The organism is Desmonostoc vinosum, assembly GCF_059505385.1.
In genome coordinates, this window is the sequence record NZ_JCACKM010000080.1 from 1 (window position 1) to 18427 (window position 18427).

At 39.7% G+C, this 18427-nt stretch carries 17 protein-coding genes; 6 read left to right on the forward strand and 11 right to left on the reverse strand.

From position 1 onward, the window contains the following. Positions 1-414: 414 nt before the first annotated feature. The 3 genes from AC5JMF_RS13745 to AC5JMF_RS13755 all read right to left on the reverse strand — a co-directional run bounded on the left by AC5JMF_RS13745 (position 415) and on the right by AC5JMF_RS13755 (position 2984). Positions 415-1113, reverse strand: a complete 699-nt coding sequence (locus AC5JMF_RS13745; protein WP_495796285.1) for a polysaccharide deacetylase family protein — start codon at positions 1111-1113, stop codon at positions 415-417. Positions 1114-1169: 56 nt separating this feature from the next. Further along, on the reverse strand, positions 1170-2036 hold the full coding sequence (locus AC5JMF_RS13750) for an SDR family oxidoreductase (RefSeq protein ID WP_495796286.1): 867 nt from the start codon (positions 2034-2036) through the stop codon (positions 1170-1172). 204 nt (positions 2037-2240) lie between these two features. Next, entirely contained in the window at positions 2241-2984 is a 744-nt protein-coding gene (locus AC5JMF_RS13755; protein WP_495796287.1) for a tetratricopeptide repeat protein, read from the reverse strand. A 465-nt stretch (positions 2985-3449) separates the two neighbouring features. Between AC5JMF_RS13755 and AC5JMF_RS13760 the strand changes: the two genes are divergently transcribed. After that, the gene (locus AC5JMF_RS13760; protein ID WP_495796288.1) at positions 3450-4805 is read left to right on the forward strand and encodes a pentapeptide repeat-containing protein; all 1356 of its coding nucleotides are present in this window, start codon (positions 3450-3452) and stop codon (positions 4803-4805) included. Position 4806: 1 nt separating this feature from the next. Here AC5JMF_RS13760 and AC5JMF_RS13765 read toward each other — a convergent pair whose 3' ends face one another. The 3 genes from AC5JMF_RS13765 to AC5JMF_RS13775 all read right to left on the reverse strand — a co-directional run bounded on the left by AC5JMF_RS13765 (position 4807) and on the right by AC5JMF_RS13775 (position 6639). Continuing rightward, the gene (locus tag AC5JMF_RS13765) at positions 4807-5379 is read right to left on the reverse strand and encodes a Uma2 family endonuclease (protein ID WP_495796289.1); all 573 of its coding nucleotides are present in this window, start codon (positions 5377-5379) and stop codon (positions 4807-4809) included. A gap of 109 nt (positions 5380-5488) precedes the next feature. Continuing rightward, positions 5489-6445, reverse strand: a complete 957-nt coding sequence (locus AC5JMF_RS13770) for an isoaspartyl peptidase/L-asparaginase (protein WP_495796290.1) — start codon at positions 6443-6445, stop codon at positions 5489-5491. Between the two features lie 23 nt (positions 6446-6468). Further along, the gene (locus AC5JMF_RS13775) at positions 6469-6639 is read right to left on the reverse strand and encodes a DUF2256 domain-containing protein (RefSeq protein WP_495796291.1); all 171 of its coding nucleotides are present in this window, start codon (positions 6637-6639) and stop codon (positions 6469-6471) included. A gap of 461 nt (positions 6640-7100) precedes the next feature. On the opposite strand from AC5JMF_RS13775, the gene AC5JMF_RS13780 reads away from it, so the two are divergent. The 4 genes from AC5JMF_RS13780 (at position 7101) to AC5JMF_RS13795 (ending at position 12676) form a co-directional block, all read left to right on the forward strand. Next, complete coding sequence (locus AC5JMF_RS13780; protein WP_495796292.1) at positions 7101-8183, forward strand: class I fructose-bisphosphate aldolase; 1083 nt, start codon at positions 7101-7103, stop codon at positions 8181-8183. A gap of 225 nt (positions 8184-8408) precedes the next feature. After that, the gene (locus tag AC5JMF_RS13785; protein WP_495796293.1) at positions 8409-9575 is read left to right on the forward strand and encodes a pyridoxal phosphate-dependent aminotransferase; all 1167 of its coding nucleotides are present in this window, start codon (positions 8409-8411) and stop codon (positions 9573-9575) included. Positions 9576-9689: 114 nt separating this feature from the next. After that, positions 9690-10613, forward strand: a complete 924-nt coding sequence (locus AC5JMF_RS13790) for a DMT family transporter (protein WP_495796294.1) — start codon at positions 9690-9692, stop codon at positions 10611-10613. A 362-nt stretch (positions 10614-10975) separates the two neighbouring features. Beyond that, positions 10976-12676, forward strand: coding sequence for an alpha/beta hydrolase (locus tag AC5JMF_RS13795; RefSeq protein WP_495796295.1), 1701 nt, complete (start codon positions 10976-10978; stop codon positions 12674-12676). A 188-nt stretch (positions 12677-12864) separates the two neighbouring features. Here the strand turns inward: AC5JMF_RS13795 and AC5JMF_RS13800 are convergent, their stop codons facing one another. From AC5JMF_RS13800 to AC5JMF_RS13815, 4 genes are all read right to left on the reverse strand, one after another. Then, positions 12865-14322 carry a sensor histidine kinase gene (locus AC5JMF_RS13800; protein WP_495796296.1) on the reverse strand — a complete coding sequence of 486 codons (1458 nt, stop codon included), beginning with the start codon at positions 14320-14322 and terminating at the stop codon, positions 12865-12867. Positions 14323-14333: 11 nt separating this feature from the next. Beyond that, complete coding sequence (locus AC5JMF_RS13805) at positions 14334-14885, reverse strand: heme NO-binding domain-containing protein (protein WP_495796297.1); 552 nt, start codon at positions 14883-14885, stop codon at positions 14334-14336. Between the two features lie 102 nt (positions 14886-14987). Further along, the gene (locus AC5JMF_RS13810) at positions 14988-15725 is read right to left on the reverse strand and encodes an iron-containing redox enzyme family protein (RefSeq protein WP_495796298.1); all 738 of its coding nucleotides are present in this window, start codon (positions 15723-15725) and stop codon (positions 14988-14990) included. Next, positions 15722-16492, reverse strand: a complete 771-nt coding sequence (locus tag AC5JMF_RS13815) for a class I SAM-dependent methyltransferase (protein ID WP_495796299.1) — start codon at positions 16490-16492, stop codon at positions 15722-15724. The genes AC5JMF_RS13810 and AC5JMF_RS13815 overlap by 4 nt, the downstream gene beginning before the upstream one ends. 500 nt (positions 16493-16992) lie before the next feature. Between AC5JMF_RS13815 and AC5JMF_RS13820 the strand changes: the two genes are divergently transcribed. After that, positions 16993-17988: a hypothetical protein gene (locus tag AC5JMF_RS13820; RefSeq protein WP_495796300.1), complete on the forward strand. Its 996-nt coding sequence runs from the start codon at positions 16993-16995 to the stop codon at positions 17986-17988. A 72-nt stretch (positions 17989-18060) separates the two neighbouring features. Here the strand turns inward: AC5JMF_RS13820 and AC5JMF_RS13825 are convergent, their stop codons facing one another. Then, complete coding sequence (locus AC5JMF_RS13825; protein ID WP_190709553.1) at positions 18061-18267, reverse strand: phycobilisome linker polypeptide; 207 nt, start codon at positions 18265-18267, stop codon at positions 18061-18063. Positions 18268-18427: the final 160 nt, after the last annotated feature.

Genomic DNA, 18427 nt, shown 5'->3' on the forward strand with positions numbered 1-18427 from the left:
ACTCGCTCTAAGCGAAGCTATGCCGCAGGCTTTACGCTACGAAGTGCGTAATTAATATATAGGTATGTGCTACAAGGTCTTTAGAGGGGCGATCGCATTCACAGTTAAAGAAGGGGGCGTTGCTGAATAATACCAATTCTCTAAAATTCGGCTACACATTCAAACTCCGAAACCCATACTAAATAAGAGTTTCTTAATTACGAACTACGAATTGGTATAATGGGATGATTGAGGTTGACGCGGTGAGTCCAGTGAGTAAAGGAGGGTTTCCCTCCGCAGGCAACTGCGTTAGCGCAGCGTTAGCGAGCTTGCGAGCGTCACCCAGAGGGAGACACGGAGACGTGGTGATTATGTATTGATGCAAACTCTCAAATCATCCCGCAATTATGCAACGCCAAGAAGGGATATTAATGATTATCTGGGAACTTGCTTGCGATCGCATAACTCTAATTGCCGCCATAGAGTATCAACAGTGACAAATTCATAGCCTTGTTGTAGTAGTTGAGGAATGAGGACTTGAATTGTCGCAGCGGCATCTTGTCCACCACAAGCGCCATCATGCAAGACAATCAACGAACCGTTTTGAACTTGACTAATCACTCGTTGCGCTACGGTGGTAACACCCGGTCGCACCCAATCTTCTGGTACGATGCTCCACATTACAGGGCGATACTTCCACTGAAGAAATAATTTTAAAGTCGTAGGTGTAAATAAACCGTTGGGGGGACGCACATCCCGTACTTGTTCAGGCTGTAAATCACAAGCGTTGTAGATGGCAACTTGGGTTTTTTCTAAGCTGTCTTTAAGATTTGTGGGGGATAATGTGGCAAAAGAACGATGATCGTAGCCATGCAATCCGATCCAGTGTCCCCGATCGCTAACAGCTTTCGCGATCGCTGGTGAACGGTTAACGCAAGCGCCCAACCAAAAAAAACTAGCTTTAATGTTGTAGCGGTCTAAAACTGCCAACACTTGGGGTGTGTACTGGGGATGAGGCCCGTCATCAAACGTCAGAGCAATCACTTTGGAGTTGCGATCGCCACCCCACAAACAGTTGGGAAAAGTCGGTTGCAGAATGCGATAAAAAATCGGATATAAGGGAGCTAGTTGCATCTTAAGTCTTAAATTGCTTTAAAAACGCCAGTTGAACTTGGTGGGGACTGAGAATTTTAAGCTAATTCCTGTAATTGTTCTCGCAAGGATAAAGGCTGATAACCTAAATCAAAGGCTTGAGAACTGTCTAAAGAAACATCCCCTGGTCTAGGCGCTGCCATTTTCACATCTTGTTGTCGGCAACTTTTTAACCCAGTAAGAGGTAGTTGAAATACCTCTGTTAATAACCGTCCAAAATCGTAGCGAGAAATTCGCTCTTTTCCTCCTAAATGAATTAGTCCATTGATTTTAGTCAATGCTAACAACAAACCTTTAGCAGCAGTGTTACCGCTAACTGGGGTACGAAATTCATCTATAAATAATTTTAGTTCTTTTCCTTCTTGTAAGGTTTGGATAAATGGCTGTATAAAACTTTTAGCTGTGGGTGTTGCCATGCCGAACATTAACGGCATCCGGCAGACTGCGGTCAGAGGATATCGCTCTAGCATACCTGTTTCAGCTAAAACTTTTTGCTCACCATAAATATTGACAGGGCATACGGGATCTGTCTCCCGATAAGGAGCATTTAAGCCATCAAAAACTAAGTCTGTGGATGTAAAAACACAACGGATAGATTTATCTGCACAAAGCCCAGCAATATTGCAGGATGCTGTCACGTTAATTGTATATGATTCTTCTGGATGAGTTTGACAAAAATTTGGTTGTGATTGTGCAGCAGTATGAATAACTGCCGCTGGATTAATATCATTAAATAAACGCTTCAATTCCTGAAAATTTGTTAAATCTACTTTCCAAGTTTTGATACCTGGTATGTCTAAATGATGCACGAAATAAGTACTATAAACTTCCCAATCTGGCTTTGCTAGATGGCAAAGATTCCATCCTAGAAAACCACTAGCTCCAGTAATCAATAATTTTTTCATATTTAAGAAATCATTGAGCGATCGCCAACGATAAATAAGGAAATTCCAGATAAAAAAATATCCAAAGGGAGTGGGGAGTCGGGAGTCGGGAGTTATGTAGGGTGTATCAATTCCAGAAACCCTTAACTTACAGAGAAATTATTCGTTATGACGCACCCTACTAACTTGTGTTTTTCATCTCACCTCAGAGCAAAACACAGCAACCTATTGCAGCAATTTTTGAAATTGCTGATTATTACGCACTTTATTAAAATCTTGATCAGTTTTCGCTAGTTTTTTATACTTATCAGGAGCAAGCTGAATTGCTTTATCTAAATTTTCAATTGCTAATTCTAAATTGTTTTGTAAAGCATAAGAACAAGCTTTGTTGTAATATGCTTCATGCTTATCCGGCTTGATAGCGATCGCTTTATCGTAAGATACAATCGCTTCTTTGTAGCGTTGCAACTTAGTTAGGGCGATACCTCGATTAATTAAAGCTTCATATTTATCTGGTTTGATGGCGATTGCTTTATTGTAAGATGCGATCGCCTCTTTGTAGCGCTGTAAGGATGTTAAAGCATTACCACGGTTGTACCAAGCTTCATCCTTTTTCGTGTTGATGGTAATTGCTTGGTCGTAAGATGTGATCGCCTCTTTGTAGCGGTGTAAAGATGCTAAAGCATTACCACGGTTAATCCAGGTTTCAGAACTTTCAGATTTGATTGCTAGAGCTTGCTCGTAGGATGCGATCGCTTCTTTGTAGCGTTGTGCATCTAAAAAATTATTACCTTGGTTAAAAAAATCTTCCGCCTTTTGACTAGCTTTTGCTTCTATCAGCAGCTGAGCTACATTATTTTCTTGTACAACTTGTTTAGTGTTTTCTGTTGATGAAGTTGAGCTATCGCTACACCCAAATGTCAAGAAAATAATTAAACTAGAGGCAACTAAACAGCGCCCATAGACCATGCTGCACCTACAGAACTCGTAAGATAATGCTGAATTTTGTTCAGATTTACAAATAGTATCAAAGTACACTACTTTTTATCAATTATGTTTTGTATTTTTAGGATACAGAAAATCTTATAACTACTATCAAGTAAATTTAATATTAGCATAATACGACACAAATAAGCACATTAGTAGGTTTTTAGCTGAATATTACACACAGCAGAAACAGTCCTTGTATCTGAAGGTAGATAAAAAACACACCCTTTATGAGTGGTTTGATTTAATTGCGAATTAGTTTTATGCATCTAAATAATTAGACATCGCACACCAGTTACTCAAACTCTGGGAATTAGAGCGAAGTGTCCCAATTTTTAAGACAAGCACGCGCAAACAAATAGCTCACAACAAGGAAATAAAAATCTTTTTTCTTTCCCTCATGAGCTAATTTTGTGGAATTGAACCTACTGGGGCAAAATAGAAAGCATGACGATTGAATCTAACTACTCGAATCTACCAACCTCAGAACCTGTGCCAGAATACGACGACCTGCAACCAGATGACTTTGAAGGAAGCGGATGTGAAAATAATCTAACCCCCGAAGGACTAGCTACACAACAAGCACTCGCTGCTATTACGTCTTTGCAATCTCCGCAAAATACAACTACTCTCAAACAAGCTCGTTCGCTTTTTAGGCAATACACTAGTGATCGATTCACGGTTAAACCAAGGGCATTATTGCTGATGCTGATGGCGATCGCCATCACTATCATTGGATTTGCTACAAATAACTCGATCATAGGTCTTCTCGGAACCGTAGCAACTTTGTTGTTGTCTGTAGCGATGCTATTGCCTTGGTTGCAATTTTTACTTAGTGAGTGGTTTTCACCCCAAGACCGCACGCTGTTTGTGGCTTTTTTGGGGCTACTAGTAGCAATTTTCGGCTTAGTCAGGTTTACCGGAGTGGGCGATCGCCTACTTGCTTGGGGACGTAAAATTAACTGGGAAGCCTCTGGTACACTAGCAGAATGGTTTGGTGCTTTGGGACAAATTTTGATTGCTATTATTGCCGTTTATGTAGCCTGGCGACAATACGTGATATCCAAAGACCTGACAATTCAACAAAACCTGCTCACAGTTCAGCAAAACATCATTACTCAACAGCAAACGATCGATTCTTATTTTCAAGGCGTTTCCGACTTAGTATTAGATGAAGAAGGATTATTAGAAGATTGGCCCCAAGAAAGAGCGATCGCCGAAGGACGCACAGCAGCAATTTTGAGTAGTGTCGATGGCAGTGGTAAAGCCAAGATTCTCCGTTTTCTGTCTCGTTCTAAATTGCTGACACCCCTAAAACGCGATCGTCGTTTAGGTCGAGCCATTCTCAATGGTGTTGGTGGTTACGCCGAAGACCGCTTAGAAGGTGTGCGTGTCATCGACTTAGGCGTCATGTTAGCCGCAGCCGATCTTTCTGGTACAGACTTGCGTTGGACTGATCTGAGCGAAGCTAATCTTGTCCGTGCCAATCTCAGTGATTGTGATTTAGTCAAAGCCAACCTTTCCCGCACAATTTTATATGATGGCAATCTCAGTGGTGCAGACTTAAATACAACTCGTCTGTTTTATGGTTCCCATGAGCAAGCATCACCCCGCAGTCGCACCGAACCCCCAAACTACAAAACTGGCGAACACACTGGTGCAGTCGTAGAAAACGCTGATTTCACCAATGCAAAACGGATGTCTGAGTCAATACGTCACTATTGTTGCGCCTGGGGTGGTGAAGCAACCAGAGGTACTATTCCCGGTGGTTGTGAAGGCATTCCCAACAAACTAAATAGATAATTTATGATTCAAAAACTACGTCTTCGTAAAGTGATGCGATTGTTTCCTCAAAATTTACACTGTTAAGTCGAAATGATTTATTTTCTGCTATGTAGGATTGCAAAACCCACAGTCCTTCATCATTGCGACGAAAACATTCGACTCGTTGGCGTTTTGTATTAATTAATACATATTCTTGTAAACTTTCCAGCACTTGATAATCTGCGAATTTGTCGCCCCGGTCAAAGGCTTCAGTAGAATCAGATAAAACTTCAACAATTAAACAGGGGAACCTTTTATAAGCTGGCGTTTCTTTGTCTCGTTGATCGCAAGTAACCATCACATCGGGATAATAAAAGCGATTAAGAGCTTCAATACGTGCTTTCATATCAGCGATATAAACACGGCAACCAGAACCCCGCACATGACTACGGAGGAGCGCAAACAAGTTTCCGGCAACAGTGACATGGGGGTCAAGCGCTCCAGCCATGGCGTAGATGTAGCCGTCAATATATTCGTGTTTGGTAGAACTTTGTTCCTCTAGTTTGAGGTACTCTTCAGGGGTAAAGTAGTTTTGATCGGCGATCGCTATCATAATGGAAGGGAACAGGGAACAGATTAATGAAATTATTTGCGTGGGTAGGGAGTAAGAGGTTATTTGAAAAGTCTAAATTAATACTAGCTCTTAGTCCCTTTTACATGATTTAGCAATAACTTGTGAGTTCGTCGTTGCCAGTCCACTCTAAAGTATCACCAATCTGTTCGCCGTCATGGTAGGCTGCAAGTAAGATTTCGCTAGTTTTACCCCAAGCGATCGCGCCATTGGCGTCTAGTGCGATCGCTCCTAAATCCCTTTTGTTGTGATGTGCTTCTGTAAATGAGCGCTGCATGGCATCCTTGAGAAACATACCATCAGTCACACGCACTACAATTCTTGCTGCTAAACACTCATCGATGATATCTTCACCAATCCCTGTACAACTAACAGCAGCATATTCTGTAGCATAATTACCCGCAGGCATCGCAGAATCACTTACTCTGCCAATACGTTCAAAGCCTTTACCACCTGTGGAGGTTGCAGCAGCCAGTTTACCGTTTGTATCTAAAGCTACTACTCCAATTGTACCCCGGCGGGCATTGCTAGTTTCAGCTAGTTCTGGTTCTGCAACGACGCTAGCCATCGTACTTTTAAAATTATCATGACGCTCTTGTATCCACTCTTGTAAGCGCAATTCAGTCAGAGCATTATAAGTGGGAAGTTGCAATTCTCGCGCCAATTCAGCTGAACCGTAATCCGACAGTACCCGATCTGGTGAAGTTTGAAGAAATTGCGCCAATTCAATCGGATTTTTCACCCGTGAGACATTAATCACACCACTAAAACGCCCTAATGCGCCATCCATTAAAGAGGCACTCATGCGGATTTGACCATCAGATTGTAATACTGAACCAGTACCAGCATTAAAGCGGGGATCATTTTCTAACATGTAGCATCCTTGTACTACTGCCTCGGAGGCAGTTGTTCCCGACAGTAACAGAGAATAGACTTCTTCTACTACTGTATGAAGCGATCGGCGCACCGCCTCTAATCCTCCTTTACCGTGGAGAGAACTACCAGCTCCCCCATGAATAATTAATTTAGGTTGCACCTGTAGCTCCATTTACCCCTTGTAATATTTGTATTTCAGTCGCGTTTAGTTTCATCTTGAGCCTCAGAACGGCGACGACGACAACGTTCTGAGCAGTATTTTACTTCGTCCCAGCAATCTTGCCATTTCTTGCGCCATGTAAAAGGACGTTGACATACCGGACAAATTTTTGTAGGTAAGTCAGATTTAGACCGAGCGCGTCCCATATTAACACCATGCAGATTTGAGTTTGATTTCTAAGACGGATGGAAGATAATTATAACCAGTTTGCTACAATCGGAGGATACTTTTGATAAACAAATGTAGTGTCAATCCTCTTATAGACATATTTTTTCAGTTATTTCTGCTGTAAATGTTAATAGTCTTAGTTAATCTGCTGTTAACCAGTTCCGTGGGTTTAAATCCCCCGATTCCATAACCGGCAAGTTTTGTGTTGGTACAAAACTTAATTACGTTAGCGCAGCGTAAAGCCTGCGGCATAGATTCGCTTAGAGCGAGTCCTCGATAGCGTTAGCGAAGCGGTAGCGAGGTACGAGCGTCAGCGTTAGCGACGCAGGAGCGTCGCGTCATTACAAATTACGAATTACGAATTATTTAACCAAGTCGCCAATATTAAAAATGCTATGTTAAAAGCAAGGTCATTTTCTCAAGTTTGAGGAAAACGCTTATGACTACAACGCTATCTGCACCTAATTTTATCGAGTCATCGCTAGGTAAAGAAGCAGAAGATTTGCTCACCTATAAGGCAAAAGTTTCTCAAGATTTACTAAATTTGCCAGGGCCAGATTTTGTAGATCGAGTTTGGCTGAATAGCGATCGCAATCCACAAGTATTACGTAATCTTCAACAACTTTATTCTACAGGTCGTCTGGCAAATACTGGTTATCTGTCTATTCTCCCAGTTGATCAAGGAATTGAACACTCAGCAGGTGCATCTTTTGCACCCAATCCGATTTACTTTGATCCAGAAAACATCGTCAAATTGTCAATAGCCGCAGGTTGTAATGCTGTAGCGACAACTTTAGGGGTTTTGGGTAGCGTCTCACGTAAGTATGCTCACAAAATCCCTTTTATTGTCAAAATCAACCACAACGAACTACTAACTTATCCCAACCAATTTGATCAAGTTATGTTTGCTGATGTCGAACAAGCTTGGAATTTAGGAGCAGTAGCGGTAGGTGCAACAATTTACTTTGGTTCAGAAAATTCTACTAGGCAAATTCAAGAAGTCAGCAAAGCTTTCAAACGTGCCCATGAATTAGGTTTGGTAACAATTCTTTGGTGCTATCTACGTAATAATGCTTTTAAACAAGATAAAGATTATCATGTAGCTGCTGATTTAACCGGACAAGCAAATCATTTGGGCGTGACAATTGAAGCTGATATCATTAAGCAAAAATTACCTGAATGTAACAATGGTTACGGTGCAGTCGCCAAAGCCGCAGGTAAGAGTTACGGCAAAACCGATGAGCGAGTTTACACAGAATTGACAACTGATCACCCCATTGATTTGACTCGCTACCAAGTACTAAATTGCTACTGTGGACGTGCGGGACTAATTAATTCTGGTGGGGCAACTGGCAAAAATGACTTTGCCGAAGCAGTTCGCACTGCTGTGATTAACAAACGCGCTGGCGGTACAGGATTAATCTCTGGACGAAAGACGTTTCAACGTCCATTTGAGGAAGGAGTGAAGCTGTTTCACGCCATCCAAGAGGTTTACTTATCACCGGATGTGACTATAGCTTAAGGGTGAGGGAGATGAGGAAGATGAGGGAGTGAGGAAGAAAGATAATTACCCAATCCCCAGTCCCCAGTCCCCAGTCCCCAATCCCCAATCCCCAGTCCCCAATCCCCAGTCCCCAGTCCCTAGTCCCCAATCCTCATTCCCCACCAGAATTTAGAAAAGCTAAATCTCGATGAAGATTGTAGGATATCCTTAAATAGGTTAGAGATTTGCCGAATAAAGATAAGAATGAAACTGGCAGCAAGAGTAAGTCAGGTGACTCCTTCTTTGACCCTAGCGATCGCAGCTAAAGCTAAGGCATTGAAGGTAGAAGGAATAGATGTTTGCAGTTTTAGCGCTGGAGAACCAGATTTTGATACGCCAGCGCACATTAAAGCCGCAGCAGTAAAAGCTTTGGATGAAGGCAAAACCAAGTATGGTGCAGCAGCTGGAGAACCAAAGTTAAGGGAAGCGATCGCCCACAAGCTCAAAATTGATAACGGTCTAGATTATAAAGCAGAGAATGTCATCGTCACTAATGGTGGTAAGCATTCTCTGTATAACTTAGTCGTGGCACTAATTGATCCGGGTGATGAAGTAATTATCCCCGCACCCTATTGGTTAAGTTATCCCGAAATGGTGACATTGGTTGGTGGGGTATCTGTAATTGTACCCGCAGATGCTTCAACAGGTTATAAAATTACTCCTGAGCAACTCCGTAAAGCCATTACACCCAAAACCAAACTATTTATCCTCAACTCCCCATCTAATCCTACAGGGATGGTTTACACGCCAGATGAAATCAAAGCACTGGCAAAAGTAATAGTTGATGCAGATATCTTTGTTGTCTCTGATGAGATTTACGAAAAAATTCTCTACGACGGTGCAGAACATATCAGCATCGGTTCCTTGGGTAAGGAAATTTTTGACCGGACTCTCATTAGCAACGGGTTCGCCAAAGCTTACTCGATGACAGGATGGCGTATTGGCTATTTAGCAGGGCCAGTGGAAATCATTAAAGCCGCGAGTACCATCCAAGGACATAGTACATCCAACGTGTGTACCTTTGCCCAATATGGCGCGATCGCTGCGCTACAAAGTTCCCAAGACTGTGTGGAAGAAATGCGTCAAGCCTTCGCCAAACGGCGACAGGTAATGCTAGATAGACTCAACGCCATTCCCGGATTGAGTTGTCCTAAACCAGACGGTGCTTTTTATCTGTTCCCCGACATCAGCAAAACAGGTTTGAAATCCCTGCAATTTTGTGATGCATTACTAGAAGAACAGCAAGTAGCAGTGATTCCAGGAATTGCTTTTGGTGCCGATCACAATATTCGCCTCTCCTACGCCACAGACATGGCAACCATCGAAAAAGGAATGGATAGATTGGAGAAATTTGTGCGATCGCGTATTTAGTCAGCGATTTTTAGCTACCACAAATCAAGTGCTTTGCGTAAGAGATAATGCAGAAGCCGTCAGTTTAACCTCTGGCGGCTTCACATTCTCTATTCCCCATCCCCCATTCCCCATATGTCATTACATAAAAGTTCTGGTCGTTGGCGATTAGGACTAGCATTATCACTATTAACTGTCTTGTTATGGGGAATTTTACCTATTGCCCTAACAGTAGTGCTGCAAGCGCTTGATGTCTATACCATTATTTGGTTTCGCTTCTTAGTATCGTTTGCTTTGTTAGCTGTTTATCTCGGAATACAGGGTAAATTACCAACCCGACAACAACTTAGTTCTGATTCTGGGAAATTGTTAGCGATCGCTACGATATCTTTGGCTAGTAATTATTTCCTGTTTATGCAAGGTCTAGCGCTGACATCACCTGCTAATGCTGAGGTTAGTATCCAATTATCTACTCTATTGCTAAGTTTAGGAGGGTTATTTATTTTCAAAGAACGCTATCGGCTATTTCAGTGGATTGGTATAGGTGTACTTACTTGCGGTTACATTTTATTTTTTCGCGAGCAACTCGCCAATTTAATTACAGCCCATGGTACTTATATTCTTGGTAGTGCTTTAATTGCTTTGGGCGCAGCAACTTGGGCTATTTATGCTCTGTGCCAAAAGCAGTTGTTACAATCTTTTTCTTCTGCCAATATTATGCTAATTATTTACGGAGGATGTACTTTATTATTCACTCCTCTAGCTAGAGTAAAAACAATTTTTACACTGGATACTTTACATTTAGGAGTACTACTTTTTTGTGCTTTGAATACTCTAATTGCTTACGGTGCTTTTGCAGAATCATTAGAACATTGGGAAGCATCAAGGGTAAGTGCAGTATTAGCTTTAGCTCCAATTGTGACTTTAATATCAGTTGTGCTGGTATCAGCAATTACACCCTCTTTAATTAACTCAGAACACTTCACATTGTTAGGAATATTGGGAGCAATTTTAGTAGTAGTAGGTTCTGTAGCGATCGCTTTGGGAAAAGCTGATTAATGTAACTCTTTGTTCAGTATTTACAGCTTGTTTAATTAGAGTAATTGTTGGCATATTCAAAGTTACATTAAAAATACTGAGGTTTAATAATTTTTTATTTGTTATCATTTTCTAGTCAGCAAGCAATAACTAGTAAATTAAATCACTATCTAGGTAGAAAATTTACTTAACTATGTAACTGCATAGCATCTAACTTTGGATATTTTTATTAAGGAGAAACCTTAATAAAAATCCATATAACTAGGGCAAAAAATATTAAATAATCCAAAAAGGGTGTCCAAAGAACTACCAAAGTTAACACTCGTGCAATAACATCACCAAAATAGTTGAGCGATGTGAAACATCATCAAAACAGTTAAGCGATGAATAGTTTTTTTGGTAATTGGGCCAGCGTCCTGAGAAAAAATTCGCTCTTGCTGGTTCTTTCGATGTTGCTGCCAACATTAAATGGTAACAATTGTATCATTGCAGCAGAACGAATTTATGCATCTTATTCGGCTTTAGAGCTTTCTATTTCAGTTGCAGCTTTAGAAAAGTATGCCACCAGCGGTGTCATAGATGACGATTTAGCAACGTATCAGCAGTATCTTTCACAACAACAGTTGCAAGAATTACGACGGATTTTACACCTGCAAATCAAAGTTAGTCCGGTAGTGGTTTCGCAATTTCTCTACACACCACAAGGAGAGTTTTTGCTGCGTCGGTTGACACAAGTGATTAAAACTAAATCTCGTCAACCACAACCAGGATTTTATGCTTTGCGTTCAGCGCTAATTTTAGCCGCTGCTGAACCAGGAGGCTTGACAATATTAAACTTATTACGTAAGTATCCTACGAGTAGCATTCATCTCGATTTAGCCGAGAGTTTAGGAATAGCTGGAGAACTGGAAAAACTCGTCAACGAAACTAACCGCGCTATCGCCGCCGTTTCCCAAAAGTCAAACATAGAAGCTGCTAGCGTTTCTCAACTAGATTTCTCGCAGTTGCCAGATTTACGCACTCAAGGAAAGTTTAAGCTACAAAAACATACATTAAAGTTTTTTGACTTGACACGTAATCGAATTTTATTGACTGATATTTATATTCCCAATGGTCAGAATCATGCACATGTAATTGTGATTTCTCACGGTTTGGGTTTGGACAGCAGCAATTTTCAATATTTAGCCACTCATTTAGCTTCTCACGGATTTGCTGTAGTTGTTCCTAATCATCCAGGTAGCGATGCGAAGCAATTGCGAGCATTATTAAATGGCCATGCCAGCGAAGTAGCAAAACCAAGTGAATTTCAAGACCGCCCTTTGGATGTAAAATACATTCTTAACCAACTAGAAAAAGCTAACCAATCTAATTCTCGATTTAAAGGCCGCTTCAATCTGCAACAAGTAGGAGTGTTTGGTCAATCCCTTGGTGGCTATACAGCCTTAGCCTTGGCAGGCGGTAAAATTAACTTTGAACAATTAAAAAAAGACTGTCAACTAGAAGCACTTCAAGATACTTGGAACGTATCTTTGCTACTTCAATGTCGTGCTTTGGAATTAAATAGTAACACTCAGGAATATAACTTGCGTGATGATAGAGTTAAAGCAGCGATCGCAGTTAATCCAATTACTAGCTCTATTTTTGGCAAAGCTGGCTTAAGCCAAATTCAAATACCAGTCATGATCGTTGGTAGTAGTGGCGATACCGTAACACCAGCTTTATACGAACAAATTCTACCTTTTTCTTGGTTTGCCAATTCACAAAAATATCTTGTCATGCTTGTAGGTGGTACTCATTTTTCCACCATTGGTAATAGTAATTCTACAAGTTCACAAATAGCATTACCTCCCGAAATAGTTGGTGATGCTTCTCAAGGAAGGCGTTACATGAATGTTTTGAGTTTGCCTTTCTTCCAAACTTACGTTACTGGCAAGTCAAAATATATTCGTTACCTTAACGCGGCTTACACCCAAACAATATCTACTAAATCCCTGAGTTTAAGTCTTATTCAATCACTGAGTACAACCGAGTTAGCACAACTGCTAAATCGCGATTTTAAACAAGCCAAACCTGCAAAAAAATAAAATTCTCTAAACCCAATACAATTTAAATAATATATTTTGCACAACTTTGAGCTTTTATAGAGATGCTTCAAAAGTGCATTTTCCTATACAAAAAACGAAAAATATTAATAATTATAGCTTTGAATAAAATTAAATTGAGTAAAAGATTGACGCGATCGCTTATAATTATCCTCGTATCAAACTAATTTTCAGCAGGTTTGTGTCACAAGATTTACTGTTTTCAAGCAATTTGTTTGAACATCAATTAACAATGGTACTTCAATCAAGAACTCTGCCCCCTTACCAGGCTCTGAGATACACTGAAATTTACCTTTGTGTTTTTCAACTACAATCTGATAACTAATTGATAAACCCAATCCTGTACCTTTGCCAACAGGCTTAGTTGTAAAAAACGGATCAAATAGTCGCTCTTTTACTTCCTCTGTTATTCCCAAGCCATTATCAGCAATTCGGATAGCAATATAATTTGTTTCTAAAACTTCTGTGGTGATTGTAATTTGACCAGGATTAGCTTGAATTTCTGCGATAGAGCGCCCACTATTATAGCTGTCTATAGCATCGATCGCATTGCTAATAACATTCATGAAAACTTGATTCAGTTGGCTAGGATAGCAATACAAAAAAGGCAAACTTCCATAATTTTTAACTACTTTAATAGCAGGATGACTAACTTTATCTCTTAACCTGCTTTGTAAAATTAATAAAGTACTATCTAGCCCTTGATGAACATCCACTTTTTTCATATCTGCTTCATCAAGACGAGAGAAGTTCCGCAGAGACAAGACAATTTCAGAAATTCGTTCAGCTCCTACCTCCATCGAATGTAAAATTTTTGGTAAATCATCGAGCAAAAAGCTCAAATCGATTAATTCGATAAGTTTTTGAATTTCTGGTGCGGGATTGATACAAAACTTTTGGTAAAGATGCACAAGTTTGAGTAAATCATGAGTATAATCATTCACATACTTTAAGTTACCGTAAATAAAATTAATCGGGTTATTAATTTCGTGAGCAACTCCTGCAACCAGCTGTCCTAAACTAGACATTTTTTCAGCCTGCACTAATTGAGCTTGAGTTTGCTGTAAATCTTTCAGCGATTGTTCTAGTTTTTGAGCCTGTGCCTGAGCAATTTGAGTGAGATTATCCTTGATTAGCAGTGCATTCCGTAGTTTTGCACGTTGTTGAGTCAGTTCTGAAGTTAATTTTTCAGCATCAGCAAGAGCAGTATTCTTAGCTTGTAATAAAAAGAGAAAATCTGCTATTGGATCGTAAATTGCAAAATCTTTCAATTTAATACCAAGAGGAGCAAGACTAGCAGTATCAGTAATCCAAGGAGAACCAAGAAAAAATATTACCTCCTGCTCTTGTTGATACATTATTTGACCCTTAATTTGCATTCCATTTGGAATAAACTCCAAGATAAAAAGGGAGCGGGACTGCTTTTTAATAGCATCAAAATCAATCGAAATTCGAGGACGTGTGAATTGGAAATACTGTTCAATATGATTTCCAACTAGTGCCTCAGAACTGATACGCTCTAATACACTGCCAGCCTGTATAATTTCTAGATTCCGATTAAATACCAAATGAAATGGAAAAGCCTTCGCAAATAACTCTGGCGAAAGACTTAGTTGAGGAGGAATCATGGACACAGCGCTCAATTTGGTTTATATTTCACTAAGAATTCATCGTGTTCATCACCCTGATCTCGATTCTGAGTTTGGGTAATATCTACTTCTGTCTCAAACTTTTTTCCTAATCCTTTAACTAAACCAACAATCATGGGAGTTAAACCATTTCTGGTAGAGCGATAATGTAAATTCAGAGAATTTTCCTCCATATCGCTACATTCAAATGATGGGGGTTGAAGCTGAGGAAAACTAATTCCAACACGAGCATGAAGATTATCCAGGTTTTCGAGAAACTCAGGCAGTGTATCTCCACTCATATCCATCATTTCCCCATAGCCTTCATCAGATGTATACTGTACCCAGTATTCTCCAAAGGCTTGCATAATATCTGTGGGAGATAAACCCAAAACAATACTGGCAGCTTTTACCAAGCGATGAGTTATATCATCGGGATAGCCTTCCATACGAATGAAAACATCTACATTTACTTCTGCTTGTTGCTTGATTTGTATCCAAGTTTTTTCACCAAAACGGTCACAAACCATATCTTGAATTGCTTTGTTTACTAATCCATACATATAGTTATCCTTTAACTAAAAAATGTTTTTTGTTTGAATTGTTTACACAGAACGCAGGTGTAAATCCCAAGCTGAATTTAGATCAGCACTATGAACTTGTAACTACACAGTTAAAAGTTGCAATGAATCAGCACAGAAGCTAGACTCACAAATTTGACGCTGAATTCCGTTAAAGAATTGGAAACGCGCATCCATTGCTTCAACAATAGCCAGCTTGACTTTGATTTCTTCCTCTTTTTTGAGAATGCGCGGCTCAATTACTGCTGCTAACTTAGCTGCATGACTATCATCCACATCAATATGAACCTCAAAAAAGATTAAAGACTCTTTAGGTAAAGGAGCAGCACCCACAATTCCTTGATAAAGCTGAGTGTAGAGTGAACTAACAATTCCTTCTGAAGCATAACAAACAGCACCTAAAGCAGCCAGATAGCCATATTTATGAGGTATTCTCAAATAGGTTTCAATTAAAGCTTGAGTTTCAGGCGCAGTGGGTAGTGTAGCCAAAATATTGTCATCAATGCCTAATGCGCGAGTGAAGCGACGAAATAATTCTGGATGCGCCTGACTGACATCCCCCTGTCCCATTTCATCGAATAGGTTTTCTAAAATTACTAATTGCACACTTTCTTCTTGGCAACAAGACAAAATACCAGCTAATATGCGATTAAATTCTTTAGAAAATTTATACATTTGAACGGCTAATACTTGTACTTCTTTTAAGGACAGATTGCCTCTGCGACAATCGGTGAGAAATTCATGCTTCCAGAGTGAGTGCTTCTCTGTAATTCCACGTAATGAGTGCTTGTTCAAATAAGATAGATTTTTTAGATTTTTCATTTTGATATTTGTATCGCTAGATGAAGTGGTATATCAATTAGAGGACTAAAGAATGATTCATCCACTGCAAGATGTTCTGGAGTGACTTTTAATTCTCGCAAGGTTGGCATTGTATTGAAGCCAGCATTTTTCAATGCATCAAAGTAATCTTCAAGAGTTTTATGAACTAGCTGGACGTTTAGCCAAGAACCATCTCGTTTCCAAATACGACCAGGAAACTGCTGATCTCGCTTGCTAAAATAACCCGCACCCTCAACTTGAAAATAAAACGGATATTCACCCTTGTGTATATAAGGAAAGGATGGATGGGGTACACTAAACACAAACCGTCCGCCTGGACTGAGAAGGCGTGCGACTTCAGCCATACATTGCTGAGTTTGAGTAGTTGTCAAATAGTTAAAAAGAAAAACTGCTACAACTAAATCAATTGTTCCATCGTCAAATTGTTTGAGGTCAGTAGCGCATCCTACTTCGTAGCTAATACCCAGGGTTTCTTCTGCTTCTTGCGAGCGTGCTGCATTAATCATGGCTTGAGATAAGTCAATTCCATGTACTTGTGCAGCACCGCGTCGGCGTAATTCTCGACTGCAATAACCTTCTCCACAACCCAAATCAAGTACTCGCAACCCAGTTATAGGTTCGCAAAGCTCTAATATAAAAGGTCGGGCTGTAAAGTCTGAAAGTGAACTGGGTTCTGATCTAATCCATTGTGATGCTGTGCTATTGTATAAATTTTGAGTTAAGGTTTTATTGTTTGACTTTGACATTTGTAAATCTGATATTTACACTAGCTATAAAAACTTGTATCAAAAAAGCTGTTTGCTGAATCGAATGTTTACGTTTTAACATCTCCTCATTGTGTTTATAATGATGAGATTACTGATTTTTATTTCCTTGCTTTTTCGGAGATTTATAGAGATGTAGTGCGTATTTATAAGGAGGTTTCAAAAAAATATTAAATTTTATTTTTTGATTACTTTATAAAACTAGTAAAAAATACAGAGTGAGTTTACATTATTTTATTGAAATAAGCGAATAATAAAGTTTCAAATAAATATATATTTTTCGCTGGCTCCAAAGTTTAAGCTTGCTTGAAATATTCAGTTTTGGATTCACTAAAAATAGTTATTTAAATATCTTTTTCAATCAGAAAACAGTAATTTTAATGATGTATAAAAAAAATAAAGCTGTTAGTTTTTAGTAACTAAACCTGGTTGGATAAATTTTTTGGCCAACTGATTGATTAAGAACTTTAGGAAGAATGATTATGGAAGGGCTATTAACAGGTTCACCAATACTGAAACAGTCGGACAATGAAAATGCGATCGCATTCTCTCGGCTTGGCGATCGCCTCTTTGATGAGCTTGCTGATAAAATAGCTACAAGACGGCAATATAGGCTGTTATTTGAACACACTTTAAAGCCTGAATTATTCCAGCACATCCAAGTTGCTGCGGCAAATTATATTTGTGCATGTCTCAATAGTCCCATCATTCTTTCAGAAGCTGAAATGCTGGAACAGTTGCTGAAAGCCAGAAACACTTTACCAAACTACACTGGCACAGGACTTTTAGCACCAAAGCGGGAACACACCCTGGAATTTAACCTCCTACAAAAAAGTATTGCTGAGGCTTTTTATCAGCTAGGAGCAAATGACGTTATTGACGCGGTAGATTTACCAGTTAATCTCCGCATGGTGTATGGTAAGACTGACGTTGAGAAGACTCGTTTACCTTTTGCTAGTTCCAAATGTCATAGCGATGTTTGGGCGGGTGTGCCTGCTGATGCTACTGTGGTGGTTTTGCCTTTATTTGGAGATATCAATGACATCACCATTGAAGCAGGTGAAATGCCCCGTGAAATGGAATTACAAGCTATGCGGGTGATGTCAGATTTTGATCAAGGGCGAGATATTCCCATGGTTGTTTCCTACACAGAAGCGCAACTACAACACGGTACGATGTATTTCAACGATGCCCGTGGATTACATCAAACAGTTAGACGAAAAACTGAAGGTCTAAGAATTTCAATTGATTTTCGGTTTCGCAGAAAATTTAATGAGGCTTATCGGGCAATGGTAGCACCAAATATTGGTGGTGTGGAAGCAGATATGAGCGTGCCTTATAAAGATTGGCTGAAGGTTGGTAAAGAAACGCTAATTGTATTTGATGAAACTGTGGAGGAAGCTAAACAAAAACGAAATACTAAGGCTCCAGTTCCGCTATATAATCGAGATTATCGTTTGGTAAATATGTTTGATTAGCTAACAACAAAAAGAGGTCTTTGATGACCTCTTTGCAACTCCCTACAATAATGTTAGGTCTATATATAGTAATTACAGCAATCCAGCATTAGTACCTTGCTTACCAGTTGCTAATTCCACTTTCACGATTTTGCCGCCCATTTTTTGAATCCGTTGCTGTTCGCGGAACCAATTTTCGTAAGGAACTAGCTTAGTAAAGTAGGTGTTTTGCAGTTCACGTTGGGTACGAATTCGGGTTTGGCTGGGAACGCAAGCAGTAATTTTAAACAAACGTGCCATATCTTTAAATCTCCTGTGGTGATTGTGAAAACTTTTTTATGTCAAACAAAAAGCAGGGAGTGGATCTTTTACGCAATTTTTTTTAAATTAATCACTCCAAGGCTGGAAATCAAGCATCAATACTAGACCGCTCATACTCATTGCTGAGCAATTCAACATG

Coding starts and splice junctions, on each gene's coding strand:
- AC5JMF_RS13760 (WP_495796288.1), top strand. CDS start 3,450: ATGACGATTGAATCTAACTACTCGAATCTACCAACCTCAGAACCTGTG.
- AC5JMF_RS13745 (WP_495796285.1), bottom strand. CDS start 1,113: ATGCAACTAGCTCCCTTATATCCGATTTTTTATCGCATTCTGCAACCG.
- AC5JMF_RS13825 (WP_190709553.1), bottom strand. CDS start 18,267: ATGGCACGTTTGTTTAAAATTACTGCTTGCGTTCCCAGCCAAACCCGA.
- AC5JMF_RS13805 (WP_495796297.1), bottom strand. CDS start 14,885: ATGTATGGATTAGTAAACAAAGCAATTCAAGATATGGTTTGTGACCGT.
- AC5JMF_RS13810 (WP_495796298.1), bottom strand. CDS start 15,725: ATGAAAAATCTAAAAAATCTATCTTATTTGAACAAGCACTCATTACGT.
- AC5JMF_RS13750 (WP_495796286.1), bottom strand. CDS start 2,036: ATGAAAAAATTATTGATTACTGGAGCTAGTGGTTTTCTAGGATGGAAT.
- AC5JMF_RS13785 (WP_495796293.1), top strand. CDS start 8,409: ATGAAACTGGCAGCAAGAGTAAGTCAGGTGACTCCTTCTTTGACCCTA.
- AC5JMF_RS13820 (WP_495796300.1), top strand. CDS start 16,993: ATGGAAGGGCTATTAACAGGTTCACCAATACTGAAACAGTCGGACAAT.
- AC5JMF_RS13755 (WP_495796287.1), bottom strand. CDS start 2,984: ATGGTCTATGGGCGCTGTTTAGTTGCCTCTAGTTTAATTATTTTCTTG.
- AC5JMF_RS13790 (WP_495796294.1), top strand. CDS start 9,690: ATGTCATTACATAAAAGTTCTGGTCGTTGGCGATTAGGACTAGCATTA.
- AC5JMF_RS13795 (WP_495796295.1), top strand. CDS start 10,976: ATGAATAGTTTTTTTGGTAATTGGGCCAGCGTCCTGAGAAAAAATTCG.
- AC5JMF_RS13780 (WP_495796292.1), top strand. CDS start 7,101: ATGACTACAACGCTATCTGCACCTAATTTTATCGAGTCATCGCTAGGT.
- AC5JMF_RS13770 (WP_495796290.1), bottom strand. CDS start 6,445: ATGGAGCTACAGGTGCAACCTAAATTAATTATTCATGGGGGAGCTGGT.
- AC5JMF_RS13800 (WP_495796296.1), bottom strand. CDS start 14,322: ATGATTCCTCCTCAACTAAGTCTTTCGCCAGAGTTATTTGCGAAGGCT.
- AC5JMF_RS13765 (WP_495796289.1), bottom strand. CDS start 5,379: ATGATAGCGATCGCCGATCAAAACTACTTTACCCCTGAAGAGTACCTC.
- AC5JMF_RS13815 (WP_495796299.1), bottom strand. CDS start 16,492: ATGTCAAAGTCAAACAATAAAACCTTAACTCAAAATTTATACAATAGC.
- AC5JMF_RS13775 (WP_495796291.1), bottom strand. CDS start 6,639: ATGGGACGCGCTCGGTCTAAATCTGACTTACCTACAAAAATTTGTCCG.